Source organism: Nostoc sp. TCL240-02, assembly GCF_013343235.1.
Classification (GTDB): Bacteria; Cyanobacteriota; Cyanobacteriia; order Cyanobacteriales; family Nostocaceae; genus Nostoc.
On sequence record NZ_CP040094.1, the window covers coordinates 4,532,113 to 4,556,950 of the forward strand.

The 24,838-nt window shown below is 44.3% G+C and carries 22 protein-coding genes, 26 tRNA genes and 1 pseudogene; 7 read left to right on the plus strand and 42 right to left on the minus strand.

Annotated features, from left to right (window positions below; all coding sequences use genetic code 11):
• Nucleotides 1–95 precede the first annotated feature (95 nt).
• The 27 genes from FBB35_RS19260 to FBB35_RS19390 all read right to left on the minus strand — a co-directional run bounded on the left by FBB35_RS19260 (nt 96) and on the right by FBB35_RS19390 (nt 3,157).
• Nucleotides 96–178 (minus strand) — tRNA-Ser (locus FBB35_RS19260).
• An 8-nt stretch (nt 179–186) separates the two neighbouring features.
• A tRNA-His gene (locus FBB35_RS19265) sits at nt 187–260 on the minus strand.
• 6 nt (nt 261–266) lie between these two features.
• Nucleotides 267–340, minus strand: a tRNA-Ala gene (locus FBB35_RS19270).
• Nucleotides 341–343: 3 nt separating this feature from the next.
• Nucleotides 344–419 (minus strand) — tRNA-Arg (locus tag FBB35_RS19275).
• Between the two features lie 6 nt (nt 420–425).
• A tRNA-Val gene (locus tag FBB35_RS19280) sits at nt 426–501 on the minus strand.
• A gap of 5 nt (nt 502–506) precedes the next feature.
• Nucleotides 507–578 (minus strand) — tRNA-Gly (locus tag FBB35_RS19285).
• A 5-nt stretch (nt 579–583) separates the two neighbouring features.
• Nucleotides 584–656, minus strand: a tRNA-Thr gene (locus FBB35_RS19290).
• Between the two features lie 7 nt (nt 657–663).
• Nucleotides 664–740, minus strand: a tRNA-Met gene (locus FBB35_RS19295).
• 10 nt (nt 741–750) lie between these two features.
• Nucleotides 751–824, minus strand: a tRNA-Leu gene (locus FBB35_RS19300).
• A 9-nt stretch (nt 825–833) separates the two neighbouring features.
• A tRNA-Lys gene (locus tag FBB35_RS19305) sits at nt 834–905 on the minus strand.
• 6 nt (nt 906–911) lie between these two features.
• Nucleotides 912–986: transfer RNA gene (locus FBB35_RS19310), tRNA-Lys, on the minus strand.
• Between the two features lie 7 nt (nt 987–993).
• Nucleotides 994–1,067, minus strand: a tRNA-Leu gene (locus FBB35_RS19315).
• 3 nt (nt 1,068–1,070) lie between these two features.
• A tRNA-Pro gene (locus tag FBB35_RS19320) sits at nt 1,071–1,147 on the minus strand.
• A 1-nt stretch (nt 1,148) separates the two neighbouring features.
• Nucleotides 1,149–1,226, minus strand: a tRNA-Leu gene (locus tag FBB35_RS19325).
• Nucleotides 1,227–1,235: 9 nt separating this feature from the next.
• A tRNA-Gln gene (locus FBB35_RS19330) sits at nt 1,236–1,309 on the minus strand.
• Nucleotides 1,310–1,314: 5 nt separating this feature from the next.
• Nucleotides 1,315–1,389: transfer RNA gene (locus FBB35_RS19335), tRNA-Asn, on the minus strand.
• Nucleotides 1,390–1,398: 9 nt separating this feature from the next.
• Nucleotides 1,399–1,496: transfer RNA gene (locus FBB35_RS19340), tRNA-OTHER, on the minus strand.
• 6 nt (nt 1,497–1,502) lie between these two features.
• Nucleotides 1,503–1,576 (minus strand) — tRNA-Arg (locus tag FBB35_RS19345).
• A 6-nt stretch (nt 1,577–1,582) separates the two neighbouring features.
• A tRNA-Ser gene (locus FBB35_RS19350) sits at nt 1,583–1,670 on the minus strand.
• A 4-nt stretch (nt 1,671–1,674) separates the two neighbouring features.
• Nucleotides 1,675–1,755: transfer RNA gene (locus FBB35_RS19355), tRNA-Tyr, on the minus strand.
• 7 nt (nt 1,756–1,762) lie between these two features.
• Nucleotides 1,763–1,839: transfer RNA gene (locus FBB35_RS19360), tRNA-Glu, on the minus strand.
• Between the two features lie 128 nt (nt 1,840–1,967).
• Nucleotides 1,968–2,038 (minus strand) — tRNA-Trp (locus FBB35_RS19365).
• 3 nt (nt 2,039–2,041) lie between these two features.
• A tRNA-Ile gene (locus FBB35_RS19370) sits at nt 2,042–2,116 on the minus strand.
• Between the two features lie 5 nt (nt 2,117–2,121).
• Nucleotides 2,122–2,195, minus strand: a tRNA-Cys gene (locus FBB35_RS19375).
• A 6-nt stretch (nt 2,196–2,201) separates the two neighbouring features.
• Nucleotides 2,202–2,275: transfer RNA gene (locus FBB35_RS19380), tRNA-Arg, on the minus strand.
• Between the two features lie 83 nt (nt 2,276–2,358).
• Nucleotides 2,359–2,434, minus strand: a tRNA-Asp gene (locus FBB35_RS19385).
• A 201-nt stretch (nt 2,435–2,635) separates the two neighbouring features.
• Nucleotides 2,636–3,157, minus strand: a complete 522-nt coding sequence (locus tag FBB35_RS19390) for an HNH endonuclease (RefSeq protein WP_100904368.1) — start codon at nt 3,155–3,157, stop codon at nt 2,636–2,638.
• 586 nt (nt 3,158–3,743) lie between these two features.
• Here FBB35_RS19390 and FBB35_RS19395 point away from each other — a divergent pair.
• A complete protein-coding gene (locus tag FBB35_RS19395) occupies nt 3,744–4,724 on the plus strand; it encodes a hypothetical protein (RefSeq protein WP_174710986.1) in 981 nt (326 codons plus the stop codon).
• 76 nt (nt 4,725–4,800) lie between these two features.
• Here FBB35_RS19395 and FBB35_RS19400 read toward each other — a convergent pair whose 3' ends face one another.
• The 6 genes from FBB35_RS19400 to FBB35_RS19425 all read right to left on the minus strand — a co-directional run bounded on the left by FBB35_RS19400 (nt 4,801) and on the right by FBB35_RS19425 (nt 8,264).
• Nucleotides 4,801–5,010, minus strand: a complete 210-nt coding sequence (locus FBB35_RS19400; protein ID WP_174710987.1) for a hypothetical protein — start codon at nt 5,008–5,010, stop codon at nt 4,801–4,803.
• A gap of 363 nt (nt 5,011–5,373) precedes the next feature.
• Nucleotides 5,374–5,640 (minus strand): HNH endonuclease, encoded by a 267-nt coding sequence (locus tag FBB35_RS19405; RefSeq protein ID WP_174710988.1) that lies wholly within the window; start codon nt 5,638–5,640, stop codon nt 5,374–5,376.
• 81 nt (nt 5,641–5,721) lie between these two features.
• A complete protein-coding gene (locus tag FBB35_RS19410; protein ID WP_174710989.1) occupies nt 5,722–5,955 on the minus strand; it encodes a hypothetical protein in 234 nt (77 codons plus the stop codon).
• A gap of 26 nt (nt 5,956–5,981) precedes the next feature.
• Entirely contained in the window at nt 5,982–6,824 is an 843-nt protein-coding gene (locus FBB35_RS19415; RefSeq protein WP_174710990.1) for a tyrosine-type recombinase/integrase, read from the minus strand.
• A gap of 211 nt (nt 6,825–7,035) precedes the next feature.
• Nucleotides 7,036–7,710 (minus strand): hypothetical protein, encoded by a 675-nt coding sequence (locus FBB35_RS19420; RefSeq protein ID WP_174710991.1) that lies wholly within the window; start codon nt 7,708–7,710, stop codon nt 7,036–7,038.
• A 20-nt stretch (nt 7,711–7,730) separates the two neighbouring features.
• On the minus strand, nt 7,731–8,264 hold the full coding sequence (locus FBB35_RS19425) for a hypothetical protein (RefSeq protein ID WP_174710992.1): 534 nt from the start codon (nt 8,262–8,264) through the stop codon (nt 7,731–7,733).
• A 357-nt stretch (nt 8,265–8,621) separates the two neighbouring features.
• Here FBB35_RS19425 and FBB35_RS19430 point away from each other — a divergent pair, with 357 nt between their 5' ends.
• Complete coding sequence (locus FBB35_RS19430) at nt 8,622–9,515, plus strand: DNA/RNA non-specific endonuclease (RefSeq protein WP_174710993.1); 894 nt, start codon at nt 8,622–8,624, stop codon at nt 9,513–9,515.
• 20 nt (nt 9,516–9,535) lie between these two features.
• Here the strand turns inward: FBB35_RS19430 and FBB35_RS19435 are convergent, their stop codons facing one another.
• A complete protein-coding gene (locus FBB35_RS19435) occupies nt 9,536–9,943 on the minus strand; it encodes a nuclease A inhibitor family protein (RefSeq protein ID WP_174710994.1) in 408 nt (135 codons plus the stop codon).
• 369 nt (nt 9,944–10,312) lie between these two features.
• Nucleotides 10,313–10,660: a hypothetical protein gene (locus tag FBB35_RS19440; RefSeq protein ID WP_174710995.1), complete on the minus strand. Its 348-nt coding sequence runs from the start codon at nt 10,658–10,660 to the stop codon at nt 10,313–10,315.
• Nucleotides 10,661–10,731: 71 nt separating this feature from the next.
• Between FBB35_RS19440 and FBB35_RS19445 the strand changes: the two genes are divergently transcribed.
• Nucleotides 10,732–11,154, plus strand: coding sequence for a hypothetical protein (locus tag FBB35_RS19445; RefSeq protein WP_174710996.1), 423 nt, complete (start codon nt 10,732–10,734; stop codon nt 11,152–11,154).
• A gap of 51 nt (nt 11,155–11,205) precedes the next feature.
• Here the strand turns inward: FBB35_RS19445 and FBB35_RS19450 are convergent, their stop codons facing one another.
• Nucleotides 11,206–11,688 carry a DUF4174 domain-containing protein gene (locus tag FBB35_RS19450; protein WP_174710997.1) on the minus strand — a complete coding sequence of 161 codons (483 nt, stop codon included), beginning with the start codon at nt 11,686–11,688 and terminating at the stop codon, nt 11,206–11,208.
• Between the two features lie 103 nt (nt 11,689–11,791).
• Nucleotides 11,792–11,953: a hypothetical protein gene (locus FBB35_RS19455; protein ID WP_174710998.1), complete on the minus strand. Its 162-nt coding sequence runs from the start codon at nt 11,951–11,953 to the stop codon at nt 11,792–11,794.
• 224 nt (nt 11,954–12,177) lie between these two features.
• On the opposite strand from FBB35_RS19455, the gene FBB35_RS19460 reads away from it, so the two are divergent.
• Nucleotides 12,178–13,641 carry an FAD-binding protein gene (locus FBB35_RS19460; RefSeq protein WP_174710999.1) on the plus strand — a complete coding sequence of 488 codons (1,464 nt, stop codon included), beginning with the start codon at nt 12,178–12,180 and terminating at the stop codon, nt 13,639–13,641.
• A gap of 392 nt (nt 13,642–14,033) precedes the next feature.
• Here FBB35_RS19460 and FBB35_RS19465 read toward each other — a convergent pair whose 3' ends face one another.
• The 3 genes from FBB35_RS19465 to FBB35_RS19475 form a co-directional block, all read right to left on the minus strand.
• A complete protein-coding gene (locus FBB35_RS19465) occupies nt 14,034–14,996 on the minus strand; it encodes a S1/P1 nuclease (protein WP_254625624.1) in 963 nt (320 codons plus the stop codon).
• Nucleotides 14,997–15,310: 314 nt separating this feature from the next.
• Complete coding sequence (locus FBB35_RS19470) at nt 15,311–16,378, minus strand: WD40 repeat domain-containing protein (RefSeq protein ID WP_174711001.1); 1,068 nt, start codon at nt 16,376–16,378, stop codon at nt 15,311–15,313.
• Nucleotides 16,379–16,538: 160 nt separating this feature from the next.
• Nucleotides 16,539–17,605 (minus strand): ISKra4 family transposase gene (locus FBB35_RS19475; protein ID WP_174711002.1). Its coding sequence is split into 2 segments (ribosomal slippage): nt 16,539–17,449 and nt 17,449–17,605, totalling 1,068 coding nucleotides; the frame shifts between segments, so codons are not numbered across the junction.
• Nucleotides 17,606–17,774: 169 nt separating this feature from the next.
• On the opposite strand from FBB35_RS19475, the pseudogene FBB35_RS35820 reads away from it, so the two are divergent.
• From FBB35_RS35820 to FBB35_RS19490, 3 genes and pseudogenes are all read left to right on the plus strand, one after another.
• A pseudogene (locus FBB35_RS35820) lies at nt 17,775–17,867 on the plus strand (WD40 repeat domain-containing protein); the annotation flags it as partial.
• A gap of 30 nt (nt 17,868–17,897) precedes the next feature.
• Nucleotides 17,898–19,499 carry a WD40 repeat domain-containing protein gene (locus tag FBB35_RS19485; protein WP_174711003.1) on the plus strand — a complete coding sequence of 534 codons (1,602 nt, stop codon included), beginning with the start codon at nt 17,898–17,900 and terminating at the stop codon, nt 19,497–19,499.
• A 162-nt stretch (nt 19,500–19,661) separates the two neighbouring features.
• Entirely contained in the window at nt 19,662–21,653 is a 1,992-nt protein-coding gene (locus FBB35_RS19490) for a strawberry notch C-terminal domain-containing protein (RefSeq protein ID WP_254625625.1), read from the plus strand.
• A gap of 544 nt (nt 21,654–22,197) precedes the next feature.
• Here FBB35_RS19490 and katG read toward each other — a convergent pair.
• On the minus strand, nt 22,198–24,507 hold the full coding sequence (katG, locus tag FBB35_RS19495) for a catalase/peroxidase HPI (protein ID WP_254625626.1): 2,310 nt from the start codon (nt 24,505–24,507) through the stop codon (nt 22,198–22,200).
• Nucleotides 24,508–24,659: 152 nt separating this feature from the next.
• Nucleotides 24,660–24,743, minus strand: a complete 84-nt coding sequence (locus FBB35_RS34865) for a hypothetical protein (protein WP_254625998.1) — start codon at nt 24,741–24,743, stop codon at nt 24,660–24,662.
• Between the last annotated feature and the right edge of the window lie 95 nt (nt 24,744–24,838).

The following is a 24,838-nucleotide window of genomic DNA, read 5'->3' on the forward strand; positions in this document are numbered from 1 at the left end:
GAGCCGATAGAAAAGGGAATCCACCAGAGAGGTACTGCCCCTCCTATATCTGTGTTATCAGCACAGCGCCTCACTTTTCGGCTTCTGGTGGAAAGCGGAAGATGGAGGAATTGAACCCCCAGGTGTTACCCTGCTCTAGTTTTCAAGACTAGTTGCCCTCCCTTGAGCAGCATCTTCCATATAAGGGGTGTCTGGCGGGACTTGAACCCGTTATGACTGGTTCCACAAACCAGCGCCGCGACCACTTTGGCTTCAGACACCATCAATGGAATCAATGGGACTTGAACCCATAACCTCCTGCTTGCAAGGCAGGCGCTCTAGCCAATTGAGCTATGACCCCATGTGGCAGGAGTGACAGGATTTGAACCTATATAAAACCGTTTAGAAGACGGTTGCCTTATCCATTAGGCGACACTCCCATAAATTGGTAGCCTTGGCAGGGATTGAACCCGCGACTTCCTCTTTGTAAGAGAGGCACTCTCCCAACTGAGTTACAGGGCTAAGAAAGCGATCGACGAGATTTGAACTCGTACAAGCGAGTTTGGAAGACTCAAATGCTGCCATTACACCACAATCGCATTGAAGCTGGTGACAGGAGTTGAACCTGCAACCTACTGATTACAAATCAGTTGCTCTGCCAATTGAGCTACACCAGCACTAATTTGGTGACGGGGGCAGGAGTTGAACCTGCCGATGTTCAGGTTATGAGCCTGACGAGCCACCGTTGCTCCATCCCCGCATATTCACCAATACCCCTGACTGGATTTGAACCAGCAACTTCCAAATTTTAAGTTTGGCACCTCTTCCACTTGGGTTACAGGGGCAAAATTTAGTGGGCGCTACAGGGGTCGAACCTGTGTCAGCCTGATTAAGAGTCAGGAGCATAACCGTTCTGCCAAACGCCCAAGAGTTGGTGGGTCGCCCAGGGGTCGAACCTGGATGAATCCGCTTAAAAGGCGGCTGCATACCCGCTCTGCCAACGACCCAATTTAGTACCCTTGGTGGGAGTCGAACCCACAAAATCTGGTTTCTAAGACCAGCACGTTTGCCAGTTTCGTCACAAGGGCAAATGGTCGGGATGGTAGGATTTGAACCTACAACCTTCAGCTCCCAAAGCTGCCGCGCTACCAAGTTGCGCCACATCCCGTTGGTACTCCTGACGGGAGTTGAACCCGTACATAGACTGTTTTTGAGACAGCCACCTCTTCCAATTGGGCTACAGGAGTATATATAAGCTGGGAAGGAAGGAATCGAACCCTCAAACTTCGCATTCAAAGTGCGACGGCTTTGCCTGTTTGCCTACTTCCCAATAAATGGCTGCCCCAGTAGGATTTGAACCTACAACCCCCGCGTTAACAGCGCGTCGCTCTGCCATTGAGCTATGGGGCAATGTGCCAGTCCCCCAGATCCGGATTGAACGGATGACCTCCTGTTCTTCTCCTATCGGAGACGCTACGCGAACAGACAGGCGCTACTACCAACTGAGCTACCAGGGGGTAAGGCGAGAACGGAAGGACTTGAACCTTCACTTTTCAGTTTCGTAGACTGATGTGTTATCCAGTTACACCACGTTCTCATAAGGCGGAGAGAGAGGGAGTTGAACCCACAGTGAGATGATGAATCTCACAACTGTTTAGCAAACAGCTTGCCCTGCCGATAGCAATCTCTCCAGAATGGGACGGGCTGGAATTGAACCAGCAACGCAAACGCGGCGGTTTTACAGACCGTTGCCCACACCAGTAGGCGAGCCGACCCATGAATTTGGTAGTGCAGACGGGACTTGAACCCGCTAATTACACGCTTGAAAGACGTGCCGCTCGGCCACTTCGCTTCTGCACCATGTAATGCCATGTAAGTTGAAAAAGCTGTTGATTCACACACAGGAATTGAACCTGCATAGACTGTTTTAGAGACAGTTGCCTTACCATTAGGCGAGTATGTAAGCTTTTTCGGTCAGGACACGGCAACGCACAGACTAGGACTTGAACCCAGAACAACAGTTTTGGAGACTGTGGTGTTGCCATTACACCATCTGTGCATTTGGTAGCAGTGGCGAGAGTCGAACTCGCATATACCAAGTTATGAGCTTGGGGCTTTGCCGTTAAGCTACACTGCAACGTTTGGAGTCCAGGGCGAGAATTGAACTCGCACAGTCGGTTTTGCAGACCAATACCCTACCGTTAGGCGACCTGGACATACTACGAGGACGACAGGAATCGAACCTGTGACCACTTGCTTCGGAAACAAGCGCTCTTTCCGACTGAGCTACATCCTCATTTGGAAGCCTTGACGGGAGTTGCACCCACTTCTCTCTGACTGAGAATCAGAACGACTTATCTATTCGTCCACAAGGCTACACGGGGATGATGGGATTTGAACCCACGGTCTTTCGCTCGACAGGCGACTGCTTTAAACCGGACTAAGCTACACCCCCACGTTGGATGGCAATTATTTAGTTTTCATGGTTCAGAAGTGTTTGCGCTATGCCTTTTTGAGAGGCTGTAGTGCTTCACTACATATATACTACATAATATATTACAAGGTGTCAAGGGCATACTACAAAATTTTGAGAAGAAGTGAGAGGACATTGTGATGTAATCGCGGTATTGCCCTCTCTGATTGAGTTTGAAGTAAATTACTCAGATTCACTCAGGCGTTGTGCGCTCCAAAACTGTTCGGCAAATGCAACTGCTGGGTGAATTGGGGCTTTAGGCTTGCTTTTGAGTACCATTCCAGCTTCATGAGGTAGGCGATCGCCTTTGGTTGAATTACACTTCTCACACGCAGTTACAACGTTGTCCCAGGTATGCTGCCCACCTTTTGAGCGGGGGATTACATGGTCAAGGGTCAGATGCTTGGTGCTACCGCAGTATTGGCAGGTGTGATTGTCTCGCTTGAGTACCTCACGCCGATTTACAGGTGGTACTTTCCAATGCCGTTCGGGATTACCAACGGTCAAGCGAATATGTTCGGGAACTTGTAGTACGACGCTGGGTGAACGAACTTCCCACTGCTTTGTAGTGCCAAAATTCAACGATTCTGCCTGACCTGTGACTAACAGCACGATTGCTCGTTTAATGTTGATGCGTGCCAGTGGTAGGTAGTTCTTAGAAAAGACCACCACCGAATTTTGTAATATGTGTGGTTGAGCTTGCATACGTTAAATCCACTCCTCAAAAAATAACCCCCGCCTCTGGTCATCAGGAGCGGGGGTCAGGTAGTTGATACTTTTTGCCCTATGTCGGTGCTGTAAGACATTTGCACCTCCCGCTTTGGATAAGTTGATCTAGATTCAGCCATCCGGTAATCGCTTCAAAAATACTTTCACGCTGCAATTTACTGCCGACAAAACAATACATTTCCTCAAACGCAAATAGCACGATTACTCTGCCTAAACCCTTGTTGGGTCGGCAATGCACCGCGCTATTAATGGTTGAGGAGAATCTGCTGATCATTGAAGGCTTGTAGTATTTGTAATTGAGACTTATATCAATAATACAGTTGTAGTATGCGTTTGTCTACTGCCCTCTGATCCAGCCTGTGGATAAGAGTGCATTTGTTCTGGGAGCGTTTGCTTTCTCTGCACTCAAAAGCAAAGGCGATGCCTACGGCGGTAAACTACGCACCCTTGATCACCTTTTCCTCTAAGAAGCTGATTGCACCCCCAAAGAGCGATCGCACTTTTCCTCTAAGAAAATAGTAGAGTGTCTTTAGTAAATGCGATGTTTTAGTTCATGAAACGGTTGTTTGCTTTTATTACAATTGCTTTCCTCTGCTTTGATTTTGCTCATCTTGTCAACGCATCTGGGTCAATCTCAACAGATTCAAATAATACTTGTACTTTAAGGGTGTTGAAAAAAGGAGAGGGTTGTTTCCTTTACAAGGTTGAAGCTGGCAATTTCTCTATCCCTGTTTACTACTACCTACCTAATCAATTGCAGGCAAATACTAAAGTGGTATTCGCCATGCATGGTGAAAAACGGAATGCTGAAGATTATAGAAATGACTGGAGAAATATCTACAATCGCTTGGGGAGCGACAATCAAAATTTTATCCTGCTTGCTCCTCAGTTTAAGCAAAAGCGCTATCCATTAGCTACAGGGTATAACCTTGGCAATATGTTTACAGAAGATTTGAAGATTCTAAATCCTCGAAACCAATGGGCGTTTACTCAAATTGAAAATATTTTTGACTTCGTGAAAAGAAGCACCAAAGTCAACGCAACCAATTACTATCTCTATGGTCACTCTGCTGGCGCACAGTTCGTACATCGAATGGTCATTTTTATGCCCCATGCACATATTAAAAAGGCGATCGCCGCAGAAGCTGGGTCGTACACAATACCCGATGAGCATAAGGACTATCCCTGCGGTTTCAATAAACAAACCGGAGAGCAACTGCCATCTGTGGACTTGAAACCCACATTCAGCACACCAATGACAATAATTTTAGGCACAAAAGATAACAAACCTTTATCGGATGAGCATGATACCTATAAGTGTGATGTACAACAAGGTTCTAATCGTTTGACTCGTGGCGAATATTTCTACACTCAAGTCAAAAACATTGCTAATAATAAGAAAGAAGATTTTCAATGGACTCTCAAAAAAGTTACTGCTGCTCACATTGTTGCAAAAACGAATCCCTCTATTGAAGATCCGATGTTAGTGTCTTGTGCCGCAAAGGAGTTTTTTCCTCTCTTAACGGGGGTTAACTGCAAATAGAGGAGTGTTACCGAAGCTGCAAAAGCTTCTGGTTAGGTTTTCTGTAACAGCTTGCCAACTTCAGTTTTTTGAAGCTTTACTCAATTTCAGTTTCTCCATTACCTTGCACGGTTTGAAGAACTGATTCCAGACGATAACTAGCCTCACGCATATAATATACAGCCGCGCCCAGGTCTTCAAACACGCTGTCAAATTGGGGATGCGTGTGCGGAAAAATCTTTCCTAACTTATCAGCAATTTGCTTTAGTTCTTGTTGGATAGCGATTAGTTGTTGAGTATCGTCCATACTGTAACTCTGTGCTTTGACTATTTACCACAACGATAACTGCCCTGGCGAAACATTTGATTTACTACCTTGGTGGTAATAAAGGTGACAGGCACTTTATATAGACAACAAAAATCTATTCTACAACGTAGAAAAAACAACAACAACAGCCCTAATTCTTGCATTGGGGTAGAAACAAATTAATTTCCACAACGTAGAAAATGACCAAGGTTGAATGGGCGACATACCCTCACACAAAGGAACAATTTAGCTGTGTCTTCGACCCTGAAACCTCCCTACCTATAGAGCCAATCCAGAAGCTTTTGAACTACTGTAGAAAGAGTTATCATGGGTTACGTTGTAGAATAATTTTACAAAAGCCAGTCATATCAAGGTTTCTAGGACGTTGATTCTACATAAACCACTACACAGAGCTACTAAGTTTTCTTTCCTGTTATCAGATGGGTCGCGGTTCCAATGGTGAACTTGAAGCGTGTACACTCTGCGCTTTGAGCGTGTGAGCTTTGATGTGTCTTCTTTTGGGGGTATGCAGTGTAACCCGCACTTTTGACAACGCCACTGGGCTTGTTGCTTAACTGAAGTGGCAATTTCTGACCAATTATCTGGGTATAGAGAATAGGTGAACGTCATTGCTTGTAATGCAACTAAGGCTTGACCAATTGTAATGCCAATAGCAGTACGAAAGCTTAACCAAATTCATATAGGCGATCGCTACGAGCCATAAATATCTTTTAATACAGCTTCTAGCCCCGCATTTAAATCTTGCAGTGCTGCATCCAAACTGTCATAACTTTCTTTTCCCTCCCAAAACATTCCACCACAATCGAGTGCGCGCACAAAAGAATTGAGAGGACTATCTACGTCATAACCAATTTCAATCCAGCCTTCATGCTCATCTACCCAACGAGCAATATTTGGGTAAGTTTTTTCAAATGAAACTTTCATATTTTCCTCCAGAACTAATCACCCCATCACTCATCATCATCGGGCAAATACAACCTACTACTATCAGTCGGTCTGGCATGAAGATACATTTCCGTAATCGCTACCGAACTATGCCCCAATGTTTTTTGTAACAAGTGTATCGGCGCTCCTCTGTCTAAGCTGTGACTAGCGTGGCTATGTCTGAGCCAGTGGGGTGATACATTCCCCTCAATAAGAGCGCGGTTTGCAGCATTTTTCACAATATGAAATACCATTGACCTACACAGATGACCACCCTTAGCGGAAACAAACACTGGGTCATCGTGTTTGGCGTAACCCTTTAAAGAGTTAATCTCCCGCCAAATACCAGCACCCACCAGCACGGTTCTCGTTTTATCACCCTTACCGAATACCGTGATTTGTCCACCATCACCACGGGCTTTGAGGTCACGCCACTTGAGGCTACATAATTCACTTACCCGTAAACCCGCAAAATAAAGTAAACGAACCAGAGTGCGATCGCGTCCATTTGTCGTGGAATTTATCAGTAATCGTACTTCCTCTTGAGTGAGAATTCGCTCTGCCAATCGGTTCTTTGCCTTGGGTGACTTAACTAAAACACCCAAGTTCGCCGATATCACCCCCAACTGTTTAGCAAAGGAAAATAGACTCTTTATTGCTCCCACTGCTACCCGCTTGGAATTATCAGAACTACTTAGTGTCATCACCCACAGTTGAATATCCATGAGGGTGCAATCAGAAGCGGGCTTGTTGACATGAGAAAAAAACCGCTCGGCATAGCGACGGTAGCCGTCAACGGTGTTCTTACTTTTACCATGCAGCCAGAGGTCGATAAGTTCGGTATTAGTGAGCGTGGGAGTATTCAACATTGGTTATTCTTATGTTGAATGCTCTTTCATTAAACCGCAAAAGTGGGGGCAGTTTTTGCCCGATGTGCGATTCCGTAATTTAGACCAGGGCGCACCTGTGCGGGTCATACATCTTTACATAACACCCTACACTATGCGCACGCCAAGCAAGCGCGTATTATGAAGATGCGATGCCTGTGGCGGGCTACGCCTACACCAAGCCATTTGATGATTAGCGTAGCCTGCCAAATGCGATCGCAGTTTCTTTTTCCTGTTTAGATTCCCCGCCTCGCCAGCGAAATGCGATCGCCTTGTCTTGACTATCCACAATCACTCCGATTACTCCTGTGCCTAACCCCGTTTGTTTGCGATGACGACTATCTTGAGCGTGGGGAGATGAAGTGGAATCGATCACAGGAATGAGCCTTTCATTTGCAAGACTCGTGGCAGTTGGTTTACCGCTGATTACCATCACATGCCCTGTATTATGGCTGTCACTGTCCGGGGGGCGTAACCAAACCACAACATCTCCTGCACGAAGGCGACTGACTCGATAAATTTGAACCCAATGGGACAATTTGGAGATTGGATGAGAGAACAATGTGTAAAAATCTTGAGCGAGTGGACGCTTGGATTTAGAAACGGGTACTTCAGCGTAGGCTTCTTGGGAGATTTTCTGCAAGGCATAATCTAAAAAGCCTGAGCAATCATAGTTGAAGCGTCCGACTACTTCATCGACATCGGTAGGATGCTGATAGACTGAAGTTTTCATTAAAGAAAGTTCACGCTCTGCTTCATGTAGTAGCAAAGGGGACTCAGACATCCCCGGTTTTGGATAGAGCGTAACCAGAGCCGCGATTATGGCAACTAAGAGTAGAGAGAAGATAAACTTTTTTCGATTCATCATTAGGTGAGAGCGATTGATACTTATTTGACTGGGTGATAAAGACCGTCTTCTTGAGAAAATTCCCATCCCGTACTCATGGGGTCACGGTGACGCGACCAACTGATAAATTCTTTATCGCTCCTGTTTTCTCTTTCAGTGATGAGGCTTTGGGGAGTAACACCGAGTCTTGGAGCAAGACTTTCATTTGTCCTGGGTTTCAGTTCAACTTGCGGCTGTTGGTACGGGTGCGCTTGTCTTCGAGGTCTGGTGTTGCTGTATCTACCATCCGCGTTAGCGGAGCTTATCGTAGATATCGCCCGTGACAATTTTTCCAACTGCCCAGAGATAGCCTCTAGTTTTGTTTCTAGCTTCTCCTCTAGCTGCAAAACCGATTTGCTGCTTGGGGCAACATCGATATCAATGTTGCTATCAAACTGAGATATTAATTCCTCTAAGCCTTGTAGCAAGGCAATTGTATGCCCTTCTCTGTGCAGTTTGGATAATCGCCGCACCAGTGGAATTAGGGCAGTAGGGACGCGAATCATTTCGCTTGGTGGGGACTTTTGGTCAGGCATTTGATATCAGTTTTGATAGCAATGAACTGATTGTAGAACCAAAGCGATGTCTACGACGGGCTATTCGCCGTCGCTATTTTCTTAGAGGAAATTTGAGCAATAGAGCGATGCCGAATAGCCCGCCGCAGGCATCGCTTGCCTCAAACGCATTAAAGTATGAAGTTACGCGCCATTGCTAGACGATTATAGCTATGGCACATCAAGCAAGAAGAGTGAGTCCGTTGCCATTGGGACGAAAAGAGTAAATACTGATCAAGTGAGGTCAGCTTTCTAGAGCAGTTCTTGAGCAAACCCCATACTTCAAAGCAGTTGCTCTGAATATAGTCTTCAAAAAAGTTACAAAAATACTTAAAATTTATGCCTTTAATCGGTTGCTTTCGGAATATGGCTGTTGCCCTTGCTTTGGTTACATTACTGGGATGTTCGACGGCATCTCAGACTAAGCCGCCAACACTAATTCAGTCGCCAACACCGACAACAGAAAAACCATTACAGCCAACGCTGATTGTACCTACTAAACCCTCAAGCAGCGCTAACCTGCTTTTGGGAAATCCCAGCAATGCGATCGCAAGTGTTACTACTCCTGATAATTATCTGCTGGTTAAACCACAATATGTAGTCTCTTACAACAACAGCAAGGGTACGCCTAATTGGGTGAGTTGGCAACTGAACAAGTCATGGTTGGGTACTACAGACCGTCAAAATAACTTTCGCCCTGATGACACTTTACCTACAAATTTTGCGCGAGTGACACCGACTATTTACGCTGCTTCAGGATATGACAAAGGTCACATCACTCCATCAGCAGACCGCACCAAGAGCGTAGAGGATAATGCTAGTACATTTTTGATGACTAACATGGTTCCCCAGACTCCCGATAATAACAGACGCACTTGGGAAGGTTTAGAACAATACTCTAGAGAGCTTGTCACAAAAGAAGGTAAAGAACTTTACATCATTGCTGGGCCATTAGGGAGCCAAGGTCAACCCCTCAAAGGCAAAGTCACAATTCCCGCGTCAACCTGGAAAGTCGTTGTTGTTTTGGATCAACCTGGTGCTGGTATTAACGGCATTACTGCCAACACTCGCACTATTGCTGTGAATATTCCTAATCAGCAGGGAATAAACCCAGACTGGAGAAAATACAGAGTCAGTGTAGATGAAATAGAAGAACTGACAGGATATAATTTTCTATCCAACGTGCCTACAGCCATTCAAGACAAGATTGAAGAAAAGATAGATATTCAGTAATTAAATCAGTTATCAAGTTTTCACGTTTCTACAACCTTAGTAGAAAGCCCTGCTAAATCACCTGTTGGGGTTTCGCCGACGATGTAAGCATCAATTTCAATTTCCCCTAAGCGATACACCTGCGGGGTTTTTAAGCTCGATTTTATTATCTCTAGTAGTTTTTTAAATCTGGTAACTATAGCTTTTTCTTCATCCTCATGCCAATCTTGGGGAGTAGTCGCAACGCTAAAAAAATCGTCAACTGGCACAATTTCAACAGACGCATCTGGAGAATGACCTGTCTGTTGTACAACTTTTTGAGTTGTTGTGGGGGTTGCAATACCTGACCACAAAAAAACTTCAAACGGGTAATCAGACTCACTCGTAAATAGTAAGCCGTCGGATGCTTGTTTTAACTGTTCTAGAATTTCTGAATTAGTTTTGGTCATAAGCACTTAATAGAGCGTAGTTTGCCACCGCAGGGCAGGCATCACACATAAAATAGTATCCATCTCGCCGTGCATCCACCACACCCGTAAGCCGCATTTATTAACCGAGGCGATGGCGTAACCGCCCGCCGCAGGCATCGCTGCTTGGCAGATTTACAAGCGTAGGCGCAGCCCGCACTTCAAGTGAGCTTCAGTGACCACCGGAGGCATCGCCTCATACACTGTGCAAAATATTGGGGTAGTAGGTATTTGATTATACTTTGTATACTAGAGCCATTATTTTTGAATTTCCTCCAGCCTCCAGCCAACTCTAGTATGCTTCTTTGGTAGAATCCGCCCTTAATTAAACGCAGTGAGTAGACGATCGCTCTACACAGTATCATCCATCCACCCACACTCGCAATCCCAATGCACCCGTGCTGTATAGTCGCGGTCAAAGGATGCGCCACACTCAGGGCATTTGCCAGTAAACATAGGATGCCAATCAATCAATTCTAATTGTTCTTCTGGTGTCCATCTCTGGCGGGGCTGCACAATCAACTCGCCATTGTAGTAGCTTGCGCCTTCTGGTTCCCACAGTTCTACTGGTTCGGCGTTGGGGTCTTCTCGAAAGTCCAAACAACTATCCCCCTGTGGCCCTGCTGGATGTACGGCACAGACGAGGTGAGGATTGTGGGCGTAAAGGAGACAGCGATCGCAGTCGGGGATTTTTGGCATAATACCAGTTTAATACCCTGCTTTACGAATATATTTAACTAAATAAACCTTCAAGGAGGTCAACAAAATAAATGAATAAGATGGGATTGGTAGTTGCAGCAGTTGTTATCATGTCACCTTTGACCTTAGCTGTAAACAATGTGCAAGCTGTGAACAAGCAAGTAAAAGTAACTAAAAGTAATCAACCAGAACAGTCTGTGCAAAAAACTTTTACAAGCCTCATAAATGCTGTTGAACAAAACAACTACACTCAGTTTATTTCTCTTGGAAATGCTGCTTTCAAAGAAGGTATTACAAAACAAACATTTACACAAGTTAGTGGACAGTTAGCTCCTCGCATCAAAAAAGGGTATTCGGCAGTTTTCTTGGCAAATCTGAAGCAGCAAGGGTATCAAGTTTATTTATGGAAACTGACATTTTTTGATGGCAGTGATGATGTCTTAGCTAGACTTAGCCTCAAAGATGGAAAAATAGGTGGATTTTGGCTGAATTAGGCGATCGCTGTTTGGTGCAATTTTGACTCGCTTGTATTTTATAGCTACTTTCTACCTTGAAGAGCGCATCTCTTGCTGGCGCATGGGCATAGCGTCAATTTGCTCAAAAATTGCTGTCGCCCTTACTGGTGTGGTGTCTTGGCGCTTAACACCACCATCTTTGCCTACTAAAATGACGCGAAAATTTTCTTTATCCACCCCAAAGCGATTTCGCAAATTAGCAGCAGAAGATTCATCTATTAACTGTCCGTTAGCATAGCTTTTATCTGTTGCCAAAACCTGAACGAGAACTAAATTCCGGTCTGTAAAACCGTTTTGGTGCTGGTTAAATAACTGCATCTGTTGCTGATAGCTATAGTTATCAACCGACGGTGCAAACACTAGTAACAGGCGGTTTTGCCATTTTTGGGAACTAAGGTTAAATGAAGACATTTTGATGGCTTGGGTTAAACTTGGGACAGTACCAGCAATGCTGACTGGTGACACGGCTGTACAGGCGGTGAGAGTAAGGGCAATTAATACTGACTTATTCACGCTCTTGGTTGTTGTCTTATTCCATCATCTCAAGCTATCATCAGCTTTCCTACTATTTCTCTATCTGGTGGTTTGTTTTGGGTATTAGGTATAGGAACTTAAGCTAGATTACGAAGCGATACGCGATCGCAAAGCAACTACTAAAGTGCGATCGCACTCCCAATTTTCCTCTCTTCGAGACGCTACGCGAACGCTTGAATTCTAGAGGGGCGTAGCTTGCCACCGTAGGCATCGCTCCTCTTAGCTTTTCCTCTGGTGCGGACACTACGTGAACGCTTATATTTTCTAAAGGCGATTTTTTCTCAAGTTAAGCCTTAACAGTATTTAACCGTATTTTTGATGGAATGATTGTATATTTTTTAATTTATGGCTGTGCCATAAAATCACACCTTTCGTTGAATAGAAACTCAAGTTTAGTTAAGTAAACACTAGAAACTCTCAGTGTGTTTACAAAAGATAAGCAACGATTCGTACTACCAAGTAAAAATTATGGGACAAAACACTTCACGTCGCTCAGTTTTACAAGGTTTGATTACCAGTGCAATTGTTATCGGGTTTGATTTAACTACTCGTTCCTGGGTAACGTCTGCCAGTGCCACATCTGTTTTTGAAAGTTTACCTTCCTTAGATGGAGTACTTTACACTGATAATGCGACACTTGCTGATGCCAGTATTGACTTTGGTAATATCGTCCATCGTCAACCGATAGCAGTACTTAAACCAGGCTCAATTGAAGATATTGTTCAAGTTATTCAATTCGCTCGCACTCACAAGCTCAAGGTTGCCCCACGCGGTCAGGGTCACTCTGTCTACGGTCAGTCACAAGTAGAAGCAGGCATTGTCATTGATTTAAGTACGCTCAACAAGATTCATTTCATTGGTACAGACCGAGCGATTGTTGATGCTGGAGTGGTATGGAGTCAGTTATTGCAACAAACGCTTGCTATGGGATTAACACCGCCTGTTCTTACCGATTACATCGAACTTTCTGTAGGCGGTACTTTGTCAGTAGGGGGTATTGGCGGTGCAACTCATCGCTATGGTGTGCAAGTTGACAATGTTTTAGAACTCAAGGTAGTTACTGGCATTGGTCATCTCGAAACTTGTTCGCTGTCGTACAATCGCAATTTATGGTTTGCAGTATTAGCAGGGCTAGGTCAATGTGGAATTATTGTACAGGCAACTGTTAAGCTAATTCCCGCCACTACCAATGCCCGTGTGTTTCAGTTGTATTATGACGATTTAGCTACCTTTACTCGTGACCAACGCCAAATCATAAATGATGAGCGCTTTAACTATGTAGAAGGTCAGTTAGTTTCTAATAATGCTGGTGGATGGCGTTATCTGCTAGAAGCGGCTAGCTTTTACAGTCCTCCAAGCATACCTAATAATAACCGATTGCTTCGGGAATTAAACTATACTCCCGGTACACAACAAATAGAAGATAAAACTTATTTTGATTTCCTCAACCGTTTAGCTCCTACAGTTGCCTTTCTCAAATCTATTGGTGTTTGGTCTTACCCTCATCCTTGGTTAAACCTATTTGTGCCAGGTAGTGCAGTTAACAGTTTTGTTGGTGAAGTCGCTGCCAACTTAACGCTAGCTGACACAGGCCAGGGCCCAATTCTGCTGTATCCAGTTAAAACTAAACGTTTCGGGCTACCCAATTTCCGGGTTCCGAACTGTTCGGTTGTGTTTTTGTTTGCCCTATTGCGAACAGCAGTACCACCAGATGATTCTGTAATTACAAAAATGCTCAATGATAATCGTAGACTCTTTGAGCAAAATCGTGATTTGGGTGGTTATCAATATCCTGTAAACGCCCTGTCCTTCTCCAAAAAGGATTGGCAGCAGCATTTTCATCCGGTTTGGGGAAATCTGGTAAGTGCAAAACGACGTTACGATCCAGATAATTTACTAACGCCAAGTCAGGGCATATTTTCAAACTGTTAGCTTAAACTTTTCCTCTCTATAAGACGCTACTCGCGTTTGCTTGAATGCTTTAGCTGAAGTACTTGCTATTAGTGAGGAACAGAGGAAAGTAGGGGAGCGATCGCTATAGAGGTTGGCACACATACGTAATTTATGCTTGTTAAATTTCAAGAGAACTGGGGCGAAGCGATCGCATCGCAGTTTCCCAACTTTTCCTCGCTTGATTTTCAGAAGGGCAACACCGATAGCGTAGCGTAAAGCCTTGTAAAGCCTTCTCTACGAGAGGCTGCGCCAACGCTTAGAGCGACGCAGGAGCGTCATAGCCCGCCGTTAGGCATCGCTCCAGTCAAATCAAAAACCACCCACATCATGCCACATCATGTAGGTGGAAAACAAAAGAGATTGTATATCTTTTATCGCTCTCCGAACAGCTTATTAAACAAATCAGCTAGACGGTAGCCTACCAAACTCATTCGACGTTCGGCAATTGGTTTAGCAGTAGCAGCATAATTTGGTGGTAATAGCTTTCCATCATTGTTGTCAGTGCTGCCAGAAAGTCTTCCATTCAAATATGCTTTTTGTTTGGCTATTGTAAAACTCTCTAGTTTCGCCCAATTATTAAATTGAGTTTCTCTCAATTCCGGCAATTGACTGCGTTGATAGGAGGCTCTTATCCTGGTTGCGGTGTTACGAATTGTTTGAAAGTTTTCGCTTCCAAGAATCAGGTCATCCCAGAATTTATGCAAACTAATGGTTTGACTATTTGGTTTAACTCTAATATAAAAACGTGTACCACCTCTATCACCTTCTGGTTCTTTATACTGGTTAGTTATTAATTTGGTAGTATGCAATGGCTGATGCACATCTCCTACTAAATGGAATAACCAGCATATTGCAACTGCTTTTTCGCTGTTACTGGCATTACTTTTAACAATATCAAGATTTTTTTGAAAAGCATAGAGAATATTTTCTTCACCTGGTATTTCACGAGGGATTGAGTTTGAAGAATTACCTGGTTGATAAGGAAAATTTATGTAATGCCAAGTTGGGTAATTAAATACTTGGCTGTTCCGAGCTTCATCTGGCCATTTTGCAGCCCACATAAACAAGTACAAGTTTTTATTTTCAGGAGAAACATTAGACTGATTAAGAGAGTTCCACTGCTGCTCAAATTTAGAGTATTCAGGGTGTTCTCTTAAAATTGTGGCAATTTTCTCAATGACTTGTTGATGATTCTGCTTGAGTTCAGTGTAGGCGATCGCTCCTGATACCATGTGACCAGATTTATTCCAAGCAAAAGCTGGGTACTGCCAAATGAGGCTTGTTGATAATGCTACCAATAAAGAAAATTTAGCAAAAGAATGTAACTTCAGCATGGAGTTTTTTGTGAAAAAATACATTCTTTTAATTGAAAGTTTCTTACTCACGCTCATCTCGCTAATAATTGACTATCAACACAAATTTTAACTTTGTATTCGCACGAATAACCTGAGTCATTACCAATTCTTAAATATTGGCTTTTATGCTGAACCTTGTTGATAAGCAAATGTGAGACTAATGAGTGTCAGAAAAATTTTTCTTGTTGCTCTTGGACTGCTTGTAGTAATAGTAATTGGTATTGTGACTTGTATGAAGAGAGTTATTTACCGTTACCATTGGCAGGTCTGCTCATTGCCTTATGCTCATTGCCTTAATTGAATTGCCAGATATGGATAATGCTGTCCTCATTGCTACTGGCAAGAAGCTTTCCATCTGGGCTAATAGCAACCCTTAAAACGGAACTAGAACCATCTTCAAAGGTGCCCAGCAATTTGAGCGTGTCTAGGCTCCACAGTTTAATAGTGCCATCATAATTGCCGCAGATTAGAATTTTTCCATCGGGGCTAATCACAAGAGATTCAACTGAACTAAAATTATCAGCAAACTCATGCAGCAGTTTTCCAGTTTGAAGATTCCATAACTTCAGAGTACTAATTGCACGATTTCGAGAAACTAGCTGACCAAAACTACCAGTAACAAGCTTTTTGCTATCTGGAGTAATGGCAATAGCATCAACTCCGGTTTTGTGTCCTTTGAGAATATGGCGTGTTTTTTTTGTTTGTAAATCAATCAGCCTAATTGTATTATCATCGCCACCCCCACTACTCACAAGGGTTTGCATATCAGGGCTAAATGCAACTTTACTCACAAATCCTGAGTGTGCAGTCATGGTATCAAGCAGCTTAAGCGTGTGTAAATCCCAAAGCTTGATTGTGCCATCGTCACTGCCACTAGCAATCAATCTACCATCTGAACTAATCGCAACGGTTTCTACTGGTTGGGTATGCCCACTGTCGCTGTCAAGCATAAGGAAAGTGCGTAAATCCCAAACCTTCATTGTTGGGGTGCTTATCCCACCAGTTACAATTCGCTTGCCATCTGGACTAATAGCTATTGAAGTAATACCATCTGAGTGAGCGTCTAAACTATGCAGCAATTTCCCAGTACGTAAATTCCAGAATTTAATTGTATCATCTCTACCTCCAGTAATTAGGGTTTCCCCATCTGAGCTAATCGCAACGGCTCGAACACCAAAAGTCACTTTTTTATGCCCAGTCAGTGTGTGAACAAGTTGAATCTGTGGTTGGGACTGAGTAATTGTACTCTTCCTTATGGGAAAATTTGAAGTAGAAGAATGTACATCAATGACAGTGATGTTTACTGCAATTGCTAAGACTATAATGATTGGTCTGGATTTGAGAAAATGCAATAATTTCATGGTGCCCAGGAATGCAATTACATAACATGATTCCCATTTGATGGGGCGCAATCGCTTATAAATAGAGCAAATCAAATATTAGTTAATCAATTGGTTCTTCCACTCTCATAACTTTACAAACATTCTTTTACGGGGGGAGCATCTCACTTTTTAAAGTGGCTCAAACTGACAATAATCCATTGAGGTAAGCACAGCGATGGGCTAGGACTTGAGGCACATTTTCTCGTTTCCATTGTGCCCCGGAAATTTTTGTTCGACGGTCAACCTGTTTAACGGCAGATTCAACTGAACCTGAACCAATTGAACAAATTTCTTCAGCTTGATAATATTCGTAGTTGATAATGCGATTGCGATGCTTATCAAGATAACGGCAAAAGTTTTGTACTTGTTTGCCTTTACAATCTGTAAATAAGGCAATAGTAGCCTCAACTTGGCCTTTCCATAGTAGATTTTGTGCTTGTTTCAAGCGTTTTTGTGAACCCCCAACTTTGTGGAGGTTTTCTATTAAATGGAACCAATCAAGTATTTCTCGACGTTGTGCATCAGGTGCTAATTGGTCAATTATATTCCAAATGCCGTCATGTCCATCACCAATACAAGTGAGTGGGCTAGCCAGTGGTTGGTCATTAACCCAATCAATCACAATCTGATTATTCTGAAATGAAGTTCCCAAGATTCCGAGATGATGTAAGCTAATTGCTTTATAGCCAAGCCATGCACATATTTGACCTTTAGGAGTTCGGACACGGATGTTTCCACCATCGACGCTTAATTCTTCAATTGTCTGTTCTGGTGTTGGCAACTCAAAATTCTGGCGATGCACTAATCTCTGTTGACTGCTGTGAGAAACCTCTATGCCCGTAAAATACTTGATGTCTGATGCCGCATCTTCATAGCTGACATTCGCACTTACCCTCAAACAACAAGTTTCTAGATATGGACTCAGTTGAGTACTTGGTGCGACTTCTAATTCAATGGCTTTTTTTGTCGTTATTGCTAACTCTCCAAGAATGCTTTTGAGCCGTCGTTGGTATCCTGCGGTTGTCCCTGTAATCGTTTCGATAAAAAAACCCCTACTTCTGGCATAACATGCTTCTGCATTTGACTCCGCACTGCTTCTTCAATTGCTGCAAGATTTGTGAGCTTTTCTTTTGACGTATCTTCATACAATATTTTAGCAATCGCCTGAATATGTTTTTGAAGAGCTTGCTTTTGTTCTGGGGTCATCGGTAAGTAAATACACTCGTCTTACCTATCCTGACTGATTTTCGTCTTCTTTGCAAAAAACTGGGATGCTCCCAGAAAATGTGCCTCAAGTCCTAGCCCATCGCTGTGCTTACCTCAATGGATTATTGTCAGTTTGAGCCACTTTAAAAAGTGAGATGCTCCCCATCATATTTCAACTCTTAAAGGTCATAAAGCTCCAGTACGCACAGTTACCTTTAATCCTAAAGGAGATATATTAGCTAGTGGTAGTGAGGATAACACAATACATTTATGGGAAACTGCTACGGGCAAATTGCATTACGCTCTTCCAGGACACACAGGCTGGATCTGGTCTGTTATTTTTAGTCCTGATGGTAAAACATTAGCTAGTAGTAGTGGTGATAGCACAGTTATATTGTGGGATGTCCTTAGTAGTAAACAAATTGGAGTTTTAAAAGGACACCTCGGCCCTGTTAGATCAATTGTGTTTAGTAGTGACTCTAAAGTTCTTGCTAGTGCTAGTGAAGATCAAAAAATACGATTATGGGATGTAAACACGAAAAAATGCTTATGTAATTTAAGTGGGCATAACGATTGGGTATTAAATGTTACTTTTAGCCCAAGTGATAAAATTTTAGCCAGTGGTAGTACTGATTGTACAGTTAAGTTATGGAATGTTGATACCGGAGAATGTAGTAAAACTCTACAACTAAATAAGAGTCCAGTTAGGTCAATAACTTTCAGTCCTGATGGTAAAACTCTGGCTTGTGGTAGCGAAGATCAACAAATTAAGTTATGGAATGTTGAAACTGGTGAAAGCATATCTTTAGAAGAAAATGCTGATCGGGCTTGGGTTAAATCAGTTTTATTCAGTCCTGATGGTAAAACTTTAATTGGTCAAAATCCTATTTTGCAAGAAGCTGTAAATCAGGTTCAGTCAATTGCTTTTTGTAAAAATACTGTGCTAGCTAGTGCTAGCAGAGACCAAACATTACAATTATGGGATGTTATCACTGGTGAATGTCTAAGTGTTTTACAAGGTCATACTGACCGAGTTCTAACTCTTGCTTATAGCCCTGATGCTGAGATACTAGCAAGTGGTGGTAATGATTGCAAAATTATACTGTGGGATATTGCAACGGGTAAAGCTCTGCATCATTTTCTAAACTTTAATAATCCAGTGCGATCAATTGCTTTCAGTCCTGACGGTAAGATTTTGGCTAGCGGTGAAGATCATATTCTTCACTTATGGACTGATTTAAAGAATGAGCCTAAGCGTTTGAATAGTTTAAAAGGTCATCACAAATGGTTGTGGTCTGTCACCTTTAGTCCAGATGGTAAGATTTTAGCTAGCGGTAGTGGTGATCGCACAATTCGACTATGGAATGTCAAGACTGGAGAATGTGAAAAAATTCTATCTGGTCATACTAGTCCAGTAAGATCAATCTCCTTCAGCCCAGATAGTAAAATTCTTGCTAGCGGTAGTGAAGATAAGACATTACGATTATGGAATGTCAAATCAGGAAGATGCCTTAAAATTTTACGAGAGCATGTTAGTTGGGTACGAACAATCGCTTTTAGTCCAGATGGGAAATTTTTAGCTAGTGGTAGTGAAGATCAAACATTAAGATTGTGGCATACCTCAACTCGTAAATGTGAAAAAGTTTTTTCAAATCACACCAAAGGTATAAGGTCAATCGCTTTTAGTCCAGATGGGAAATTTTTAGTTAGTGGTAGTGATGACGAGACTATCAAGATTTATCATAGTGTAGAAACTAAAGAGGTAATTGAAAATAAAACTTTAAGAATCCCTCGTCCTTATGAAGGTATGAACATTACAAATGTAATCGGCTTAACAAAAATTCAGAGAGCTACATTAAAAGCTGTAGGAGCCAAAGAAGATTCTATACTTTGAACTGAATCTCCTCCCTGTGTGCATTCGTAATAAAAATACTTGTAAAATTTACCCTACAATCCATTTAGACTCCGATATTTTCAAATTATTCATAATAACCTCCACAAAGCGTTAGAAGCTTGCAATATAACTGGCGCAAAAACGTACAATCGTGCTGCTAAGATGTCTGCTAAGTCGCAGTTTGAAAGCCATAAACAGAGATTCTTCAATCATCTGCTGACCGGGATGAAATGCCCCACCCTGATCAAAGCGATTGAGCAGGATCTAGCCCAAGGTCTTGCAATTGTCATTCAAATAGTTTCGACTAATGAAGAGCTTTTGAAACGACGACTTGATGAAGTTACGGCTTCCGAATGGAAGGATCTCAATCTTGACTTGACCCCACGAGAATATGTGATGGATTACCTGATGAGTGCTTTCCCTGTTCATCTGCATTCCATTCATTCTGGCGTTGATGGAGAAGAAAGATCCGAGTCGGTCTTTGACGCTGATGGCTCTCCAGTTATTTCCCAAGAAGCTGTAGCTTTGAGAGATGCTTTAGTCGATAAGTTAGCAAGTCTTGATCCCATTCCCGGCGCATTAGAACAATTGCTGTGGCATTTTGGTAATAAGCAAGTGGCTGAAGTTACGGGTCGTAGCAAGCGAGTTTTGAAAGATGATTCAGGGCGTTTGTTCGTTGATTCACGGGGTAGTGGGGCGAATATTGCTGAGACTGCTGCGTTTATGCAAGGAGACAAACAAATCCTCATCTTCAGTGACGCTGGTGGCACAGGCAGAAGTTATCATGCTGATCTAAATGCTGTGAATCGTCGGCGGCGATCGCATTATTTGTTGGAAGCCGGCTGGAGAGCAGACAATGCCATCCAAGGTTTAGGGCGCTCGCACCGCACCAACCAAGCATCAGCACCCGTGTTCAGACCTGTTACCACTAACGTCATCGGTGAACGCCGCTTTATCTCAACCATCGCTCGAAGGCTGGATAGCTTGGGCGCACTCACAAGGGGGCAAAGGCAAACCGGAGGTAACGGAATATTTTCAAACAAAGATAACCTTGAGTCAAACTACGCCGAATATGCACTGTATGAACTGTTCAAGCAGATATTCCAAGGTCGATTTTATGAAGTCCCTTTAGGAAAGTTTGAGCAAATGACTGGATTGTGCTTAACCTCTCATGAAGGCGGGATGAAAATCGACTTGCCCCCATTGCGGCAATTCCTTAATCGGCTGCTGGCTTTACGCATCGATATGCAAAACATCATTTTCGAGCGTTTTGAGTTGTTGCTAAGTCAACAGATTGAAGCAGCGATCGCGGCTGGTGTATATGAGATGGGTGTGGAGACTTTACGGGCTGAACGGTTTACTGTTGAGAGCCAGGAAGCTGTGTACACCCACCCTGCCACAGGTAGCATAACGAACTATCTCAAGATAGAACGCACTCAGAAGAATAACATCATAACGGCTGACGAAATGCTTGAGTTTGCCAGTATGTACCAGGGGAAATTGATGGTTAACACCAAGTCTGGTCATGCTGCTGTGTCAATTCCGACACATAGTATCTACGATGCTGATGGTGGTGTTGTCCCAAGAGTTTTGCTGATTCGTCCACAGAAAGAAACTCGCGTACCAGTCCAAGACTTGGAATCTTCCACATGGGGGCAAGTTTCTATTGATGCGTTTACTACTGCTTGGTCTACTGAAGTAAACGAATTACCCAAGTTCACTACCGATTACCTGCATTTGGTAACTGGTATTTTGTTGCCCATCTGGAAAATCCTACCACAGCAAAATAGTCGAGTCTTCCGGTTGCAAACCAGCGATGGACAAAAGATTCTCGGTCGGGTGGTGAATGCTTCCGACATCCAAACTGTGCGCGAACAACTTGGACTCAGGAACCAGCTGCTTTCTCCAGAAGAACTTGTGAAGCTGGTACTCAACGAGAGATATACACAGCAGTTGCCGGGTGGCGTAACCTTGCGACGTTCTTTGATTGCTAATGAAGCTCGCATAGAACTGGTTAATGCTATCTCAGTGGCAGAGCGGCTCTTAGCTGTTGGATGTTTCACCGAGATCATCAACTGGAAAAAACGAGTATTCATTCCGGTTTCAGACAAAGCCCCAGCTATTCTGGCGGCTGTGATTGAAATCTTGGGATAAGTCAAAAGCTGATGTATCTAATAAATACATCAGCTTATTTTTCGCTCAAACACGAGTGTGATTTTATTGTCCGAAATGAAGGTAAGCGGACAATTTGTCGAGGTAATCTAAAGACGGAGGAGGAGATATTTCCACTTTCAGAAGAACGTGCCAGTGAGCTATATAGTACATGAGAGCATTGTGGACACAAGGAACTCATCTTTGAGGTTTCTTGGTAATATAAGCTACTACATTCATCGCAGGTCTTAATTCGTGATTTATCCATAACTATGACAAAATTGGCTACCAACTGAGGATGGCTTATGAACTGGTCATAAAATAACAGATGGGTATGGCATCTTCCAACTTCTTATTCCCCCGCAACTTATAGATGCGATCGCAAAGGGTAAGAAACTGCATGAAAATACTTGTTGAGAGTTTATCGAGCAAAATCAACACCCTACATCTGTGCTGCCCGTGGATAAGGAGCGTTCTTATCCACGGTGAGTTCTTCAAAGCGCAGCGATACACCCGTGGAGTTCGGGCGTGTTGAGCGCTCAAGACTTTAGCGGGTCTGTTCAGCGTCAACGTCGAAGCGATCAAGCATCATTACCTTGTTCCAGGCTGCAACGAAGTCCTTGACCATCCGCTCGTGACCATCATCAGCGCCATAGACTTCAGCAATCTGACGCAGTTGGGCGTTTGAGCCGAAGATGAGATCGCAGCGGGTTGCGATGAACTTCGCTGCACCGGTCTCGCGATCGCAGATGTCAAAAAGCATCTCGCGATTGTCAACAGGCTTCCACTCGTAGTCCATACTGGTCAGGACACGGAAAAAGTCATTGGTCAAGACACCCGGTCGGTCAGTGAAGCTACCGTGCTTTGAATAGTTCCAGTTCTGATCGAGCGCCCGAAGTCCGCCAACTAGAACCGTCCATTCGGGTGCGGTCAGCGTGAGGAGCTGCGCTCGATCCAGGAAGATACGCTCTGGCTTCACCTTATAGCCGACCGCCTCATTGTGATAATTTCTGAAACCATCCGAAACTGGCTTCAGCCAATTAAACATTTCAACATCTGTCAGCTCCTGAGTCGTATCCATCCGCCCCGGAGTAAACGGGACGGCAACGGAAAGTCCAGCCTCTTGTGCAGCCTTCTCGACCGCAGCACAACCACCGAGGACGATTAGGTCTGCGATCGAGATTTTTTTGTTGCCCGACTGAGCGCCGTTAAACTCCGCCTGAATTTGCTCAAGGGTCGATAGCACCTCGCCGAGTTCCTGCGGGCGATTCATTTCCCAGTCCTTCTGAGGATTGAGGCGAAGGCGCGCCCCATTTGCGCCGCCGCGCTTGTCGGAATGGCGGTGACTCGATGCCGCCGCCCAAGCGGCTGACACGAGCGCCGAAACCGAGAGTCCACTCGCTAAAATCCGATCCTTGAGAGACTTGATATCGGCAGCATCAACGACATCATGATCCAGTGCCGGAATTGGATCTTGCCAGATCAAATCTTCCTCTGGGACTTCCGGACCAAGATAGCGCGTTTTCGGACCCATATCCCGATGGATCAGCTTATACCAGGCGCGTGCGAACGCATCGCTGAAGTAATCAAAATCACCCAAGAAGCGCTGACAAATCTCGTGATAGGCCGGATCGACCTTTAACGCAATGTCCGAAGTCATCATCATTAACGGGTGCTCAATACCCAGCAGATGAGCGTCCGGTGTCTTCGGCGCATCAGGATTGCTCGGCTTCCACTGAATCGCACCTACTGGACTCTTTGTTTGTTCCCATTCGTACTTAAAAAGATTCGTTAGGTAACTATTGTCCCACTGGGTTGGGTTTGGAGTCCACGATCCTTCAATCCCGTTCGTCATCGTATATTCGGCAAACCCAGTGCCTTCAGGGTTCTGCCACCCTAAGCCCATCGCCTGAATCGGCGCAGCTTCCGGTGCTGGACCAATCTTGTCCGGCGAGACCATGCCGTGACTTTTGCCAAAGGCATGACCGCCTGCAATCAGCGCGACAGTTTCTTCGTCATTCATGCCCATCCGCGCAAAAGTCTCGCGAATGTCTCGCGCCGAGCCAGATGGGTCGCCTTCAGCGTTTGGACCCTCTGGATTGACGTAAATTAGCGCTTGGTGCGAAGCCGCTAGTGGGTTTTCGAGGTCGTAGTATTGCTCGTCCGGTTTTCCAACCCACCGAATCGTGCGAGTGACCATCTCGTCAGGATGACCAGGGTGTTCCTTAACATCATCAACTGGATCGCCGTTCCAGAATTCGGGTCCCCAGTATGTCGCGCGATCCGCCTCCCAGGCATCGATGCGACCGCCACCAAAACCGAAGGTCTTAAACCCCATGATTTCGAGCGCGCAGTTGCCCGTCAGAACCATCAGATCGGCCCAGCTTAGTGCCGCACCATATTTCTGCTTGATAGGCCAGAGCAGCCGTCGTGATTTATCTGTGTTTCCATTATCCCACCACGAATTGATAGGTGCGAAGCGTTGCAGACCCTGACTCGCTCCACCTCGACCGTCTGCGATCCGGTAGGTGCCTGCTGAGTGCCACGCCATGCGAATCATCTGAGGTCCATAATTCCCATAGTCGGCGGGCCACCAGTCCTTTGAATCGGTCAGCAGCGCTTTGATATCGCTCTTCAACAGTTCAAAGTCAATTTTCGCGAAGGCTCCTTTGTAATCGAAATCTCGCAGTGGGTTAGCTTGGGGCAAATTTTGGTGAAGCAGTTCGACCTGAAGTCGGTTCGGCCACCAATCATCGACTTGCGGCTTGGAGCCGAGCGCGCCGCCAATGCGGGTTCCCCGGAAGGGACATTGTGCAGCAGGGGTGGCAGGGTTGTTGTTCATGGAGCTATTATTCATTCAGTTCAATCCTTCTTCTCTCTCTAACAGTTTATGTTAGTCAAGCTGTGTTGAGCGCCGCCACAAGTGGCGGTTTGAACGGCAAGTGCCTTCATCGCTAAAGTTCTTGCAAGTGCTGAATGAGCTACCCTTTGCTAACCCCACCCCCCCTGCTACGATTTTAGATTGCTCAATTGCTCAATGGCAATCATTTCTTGTACCTGTCTACCATAAGCAATTTCTTCCTCTGGCTTCAATAAAGGATACTGACCAAGGGACTTGCAAATAGATGCGAACCATGTCTGAACTGAGGCTGGACATACAAACTTTTCGGCTTTTTTTACCAGGGGAT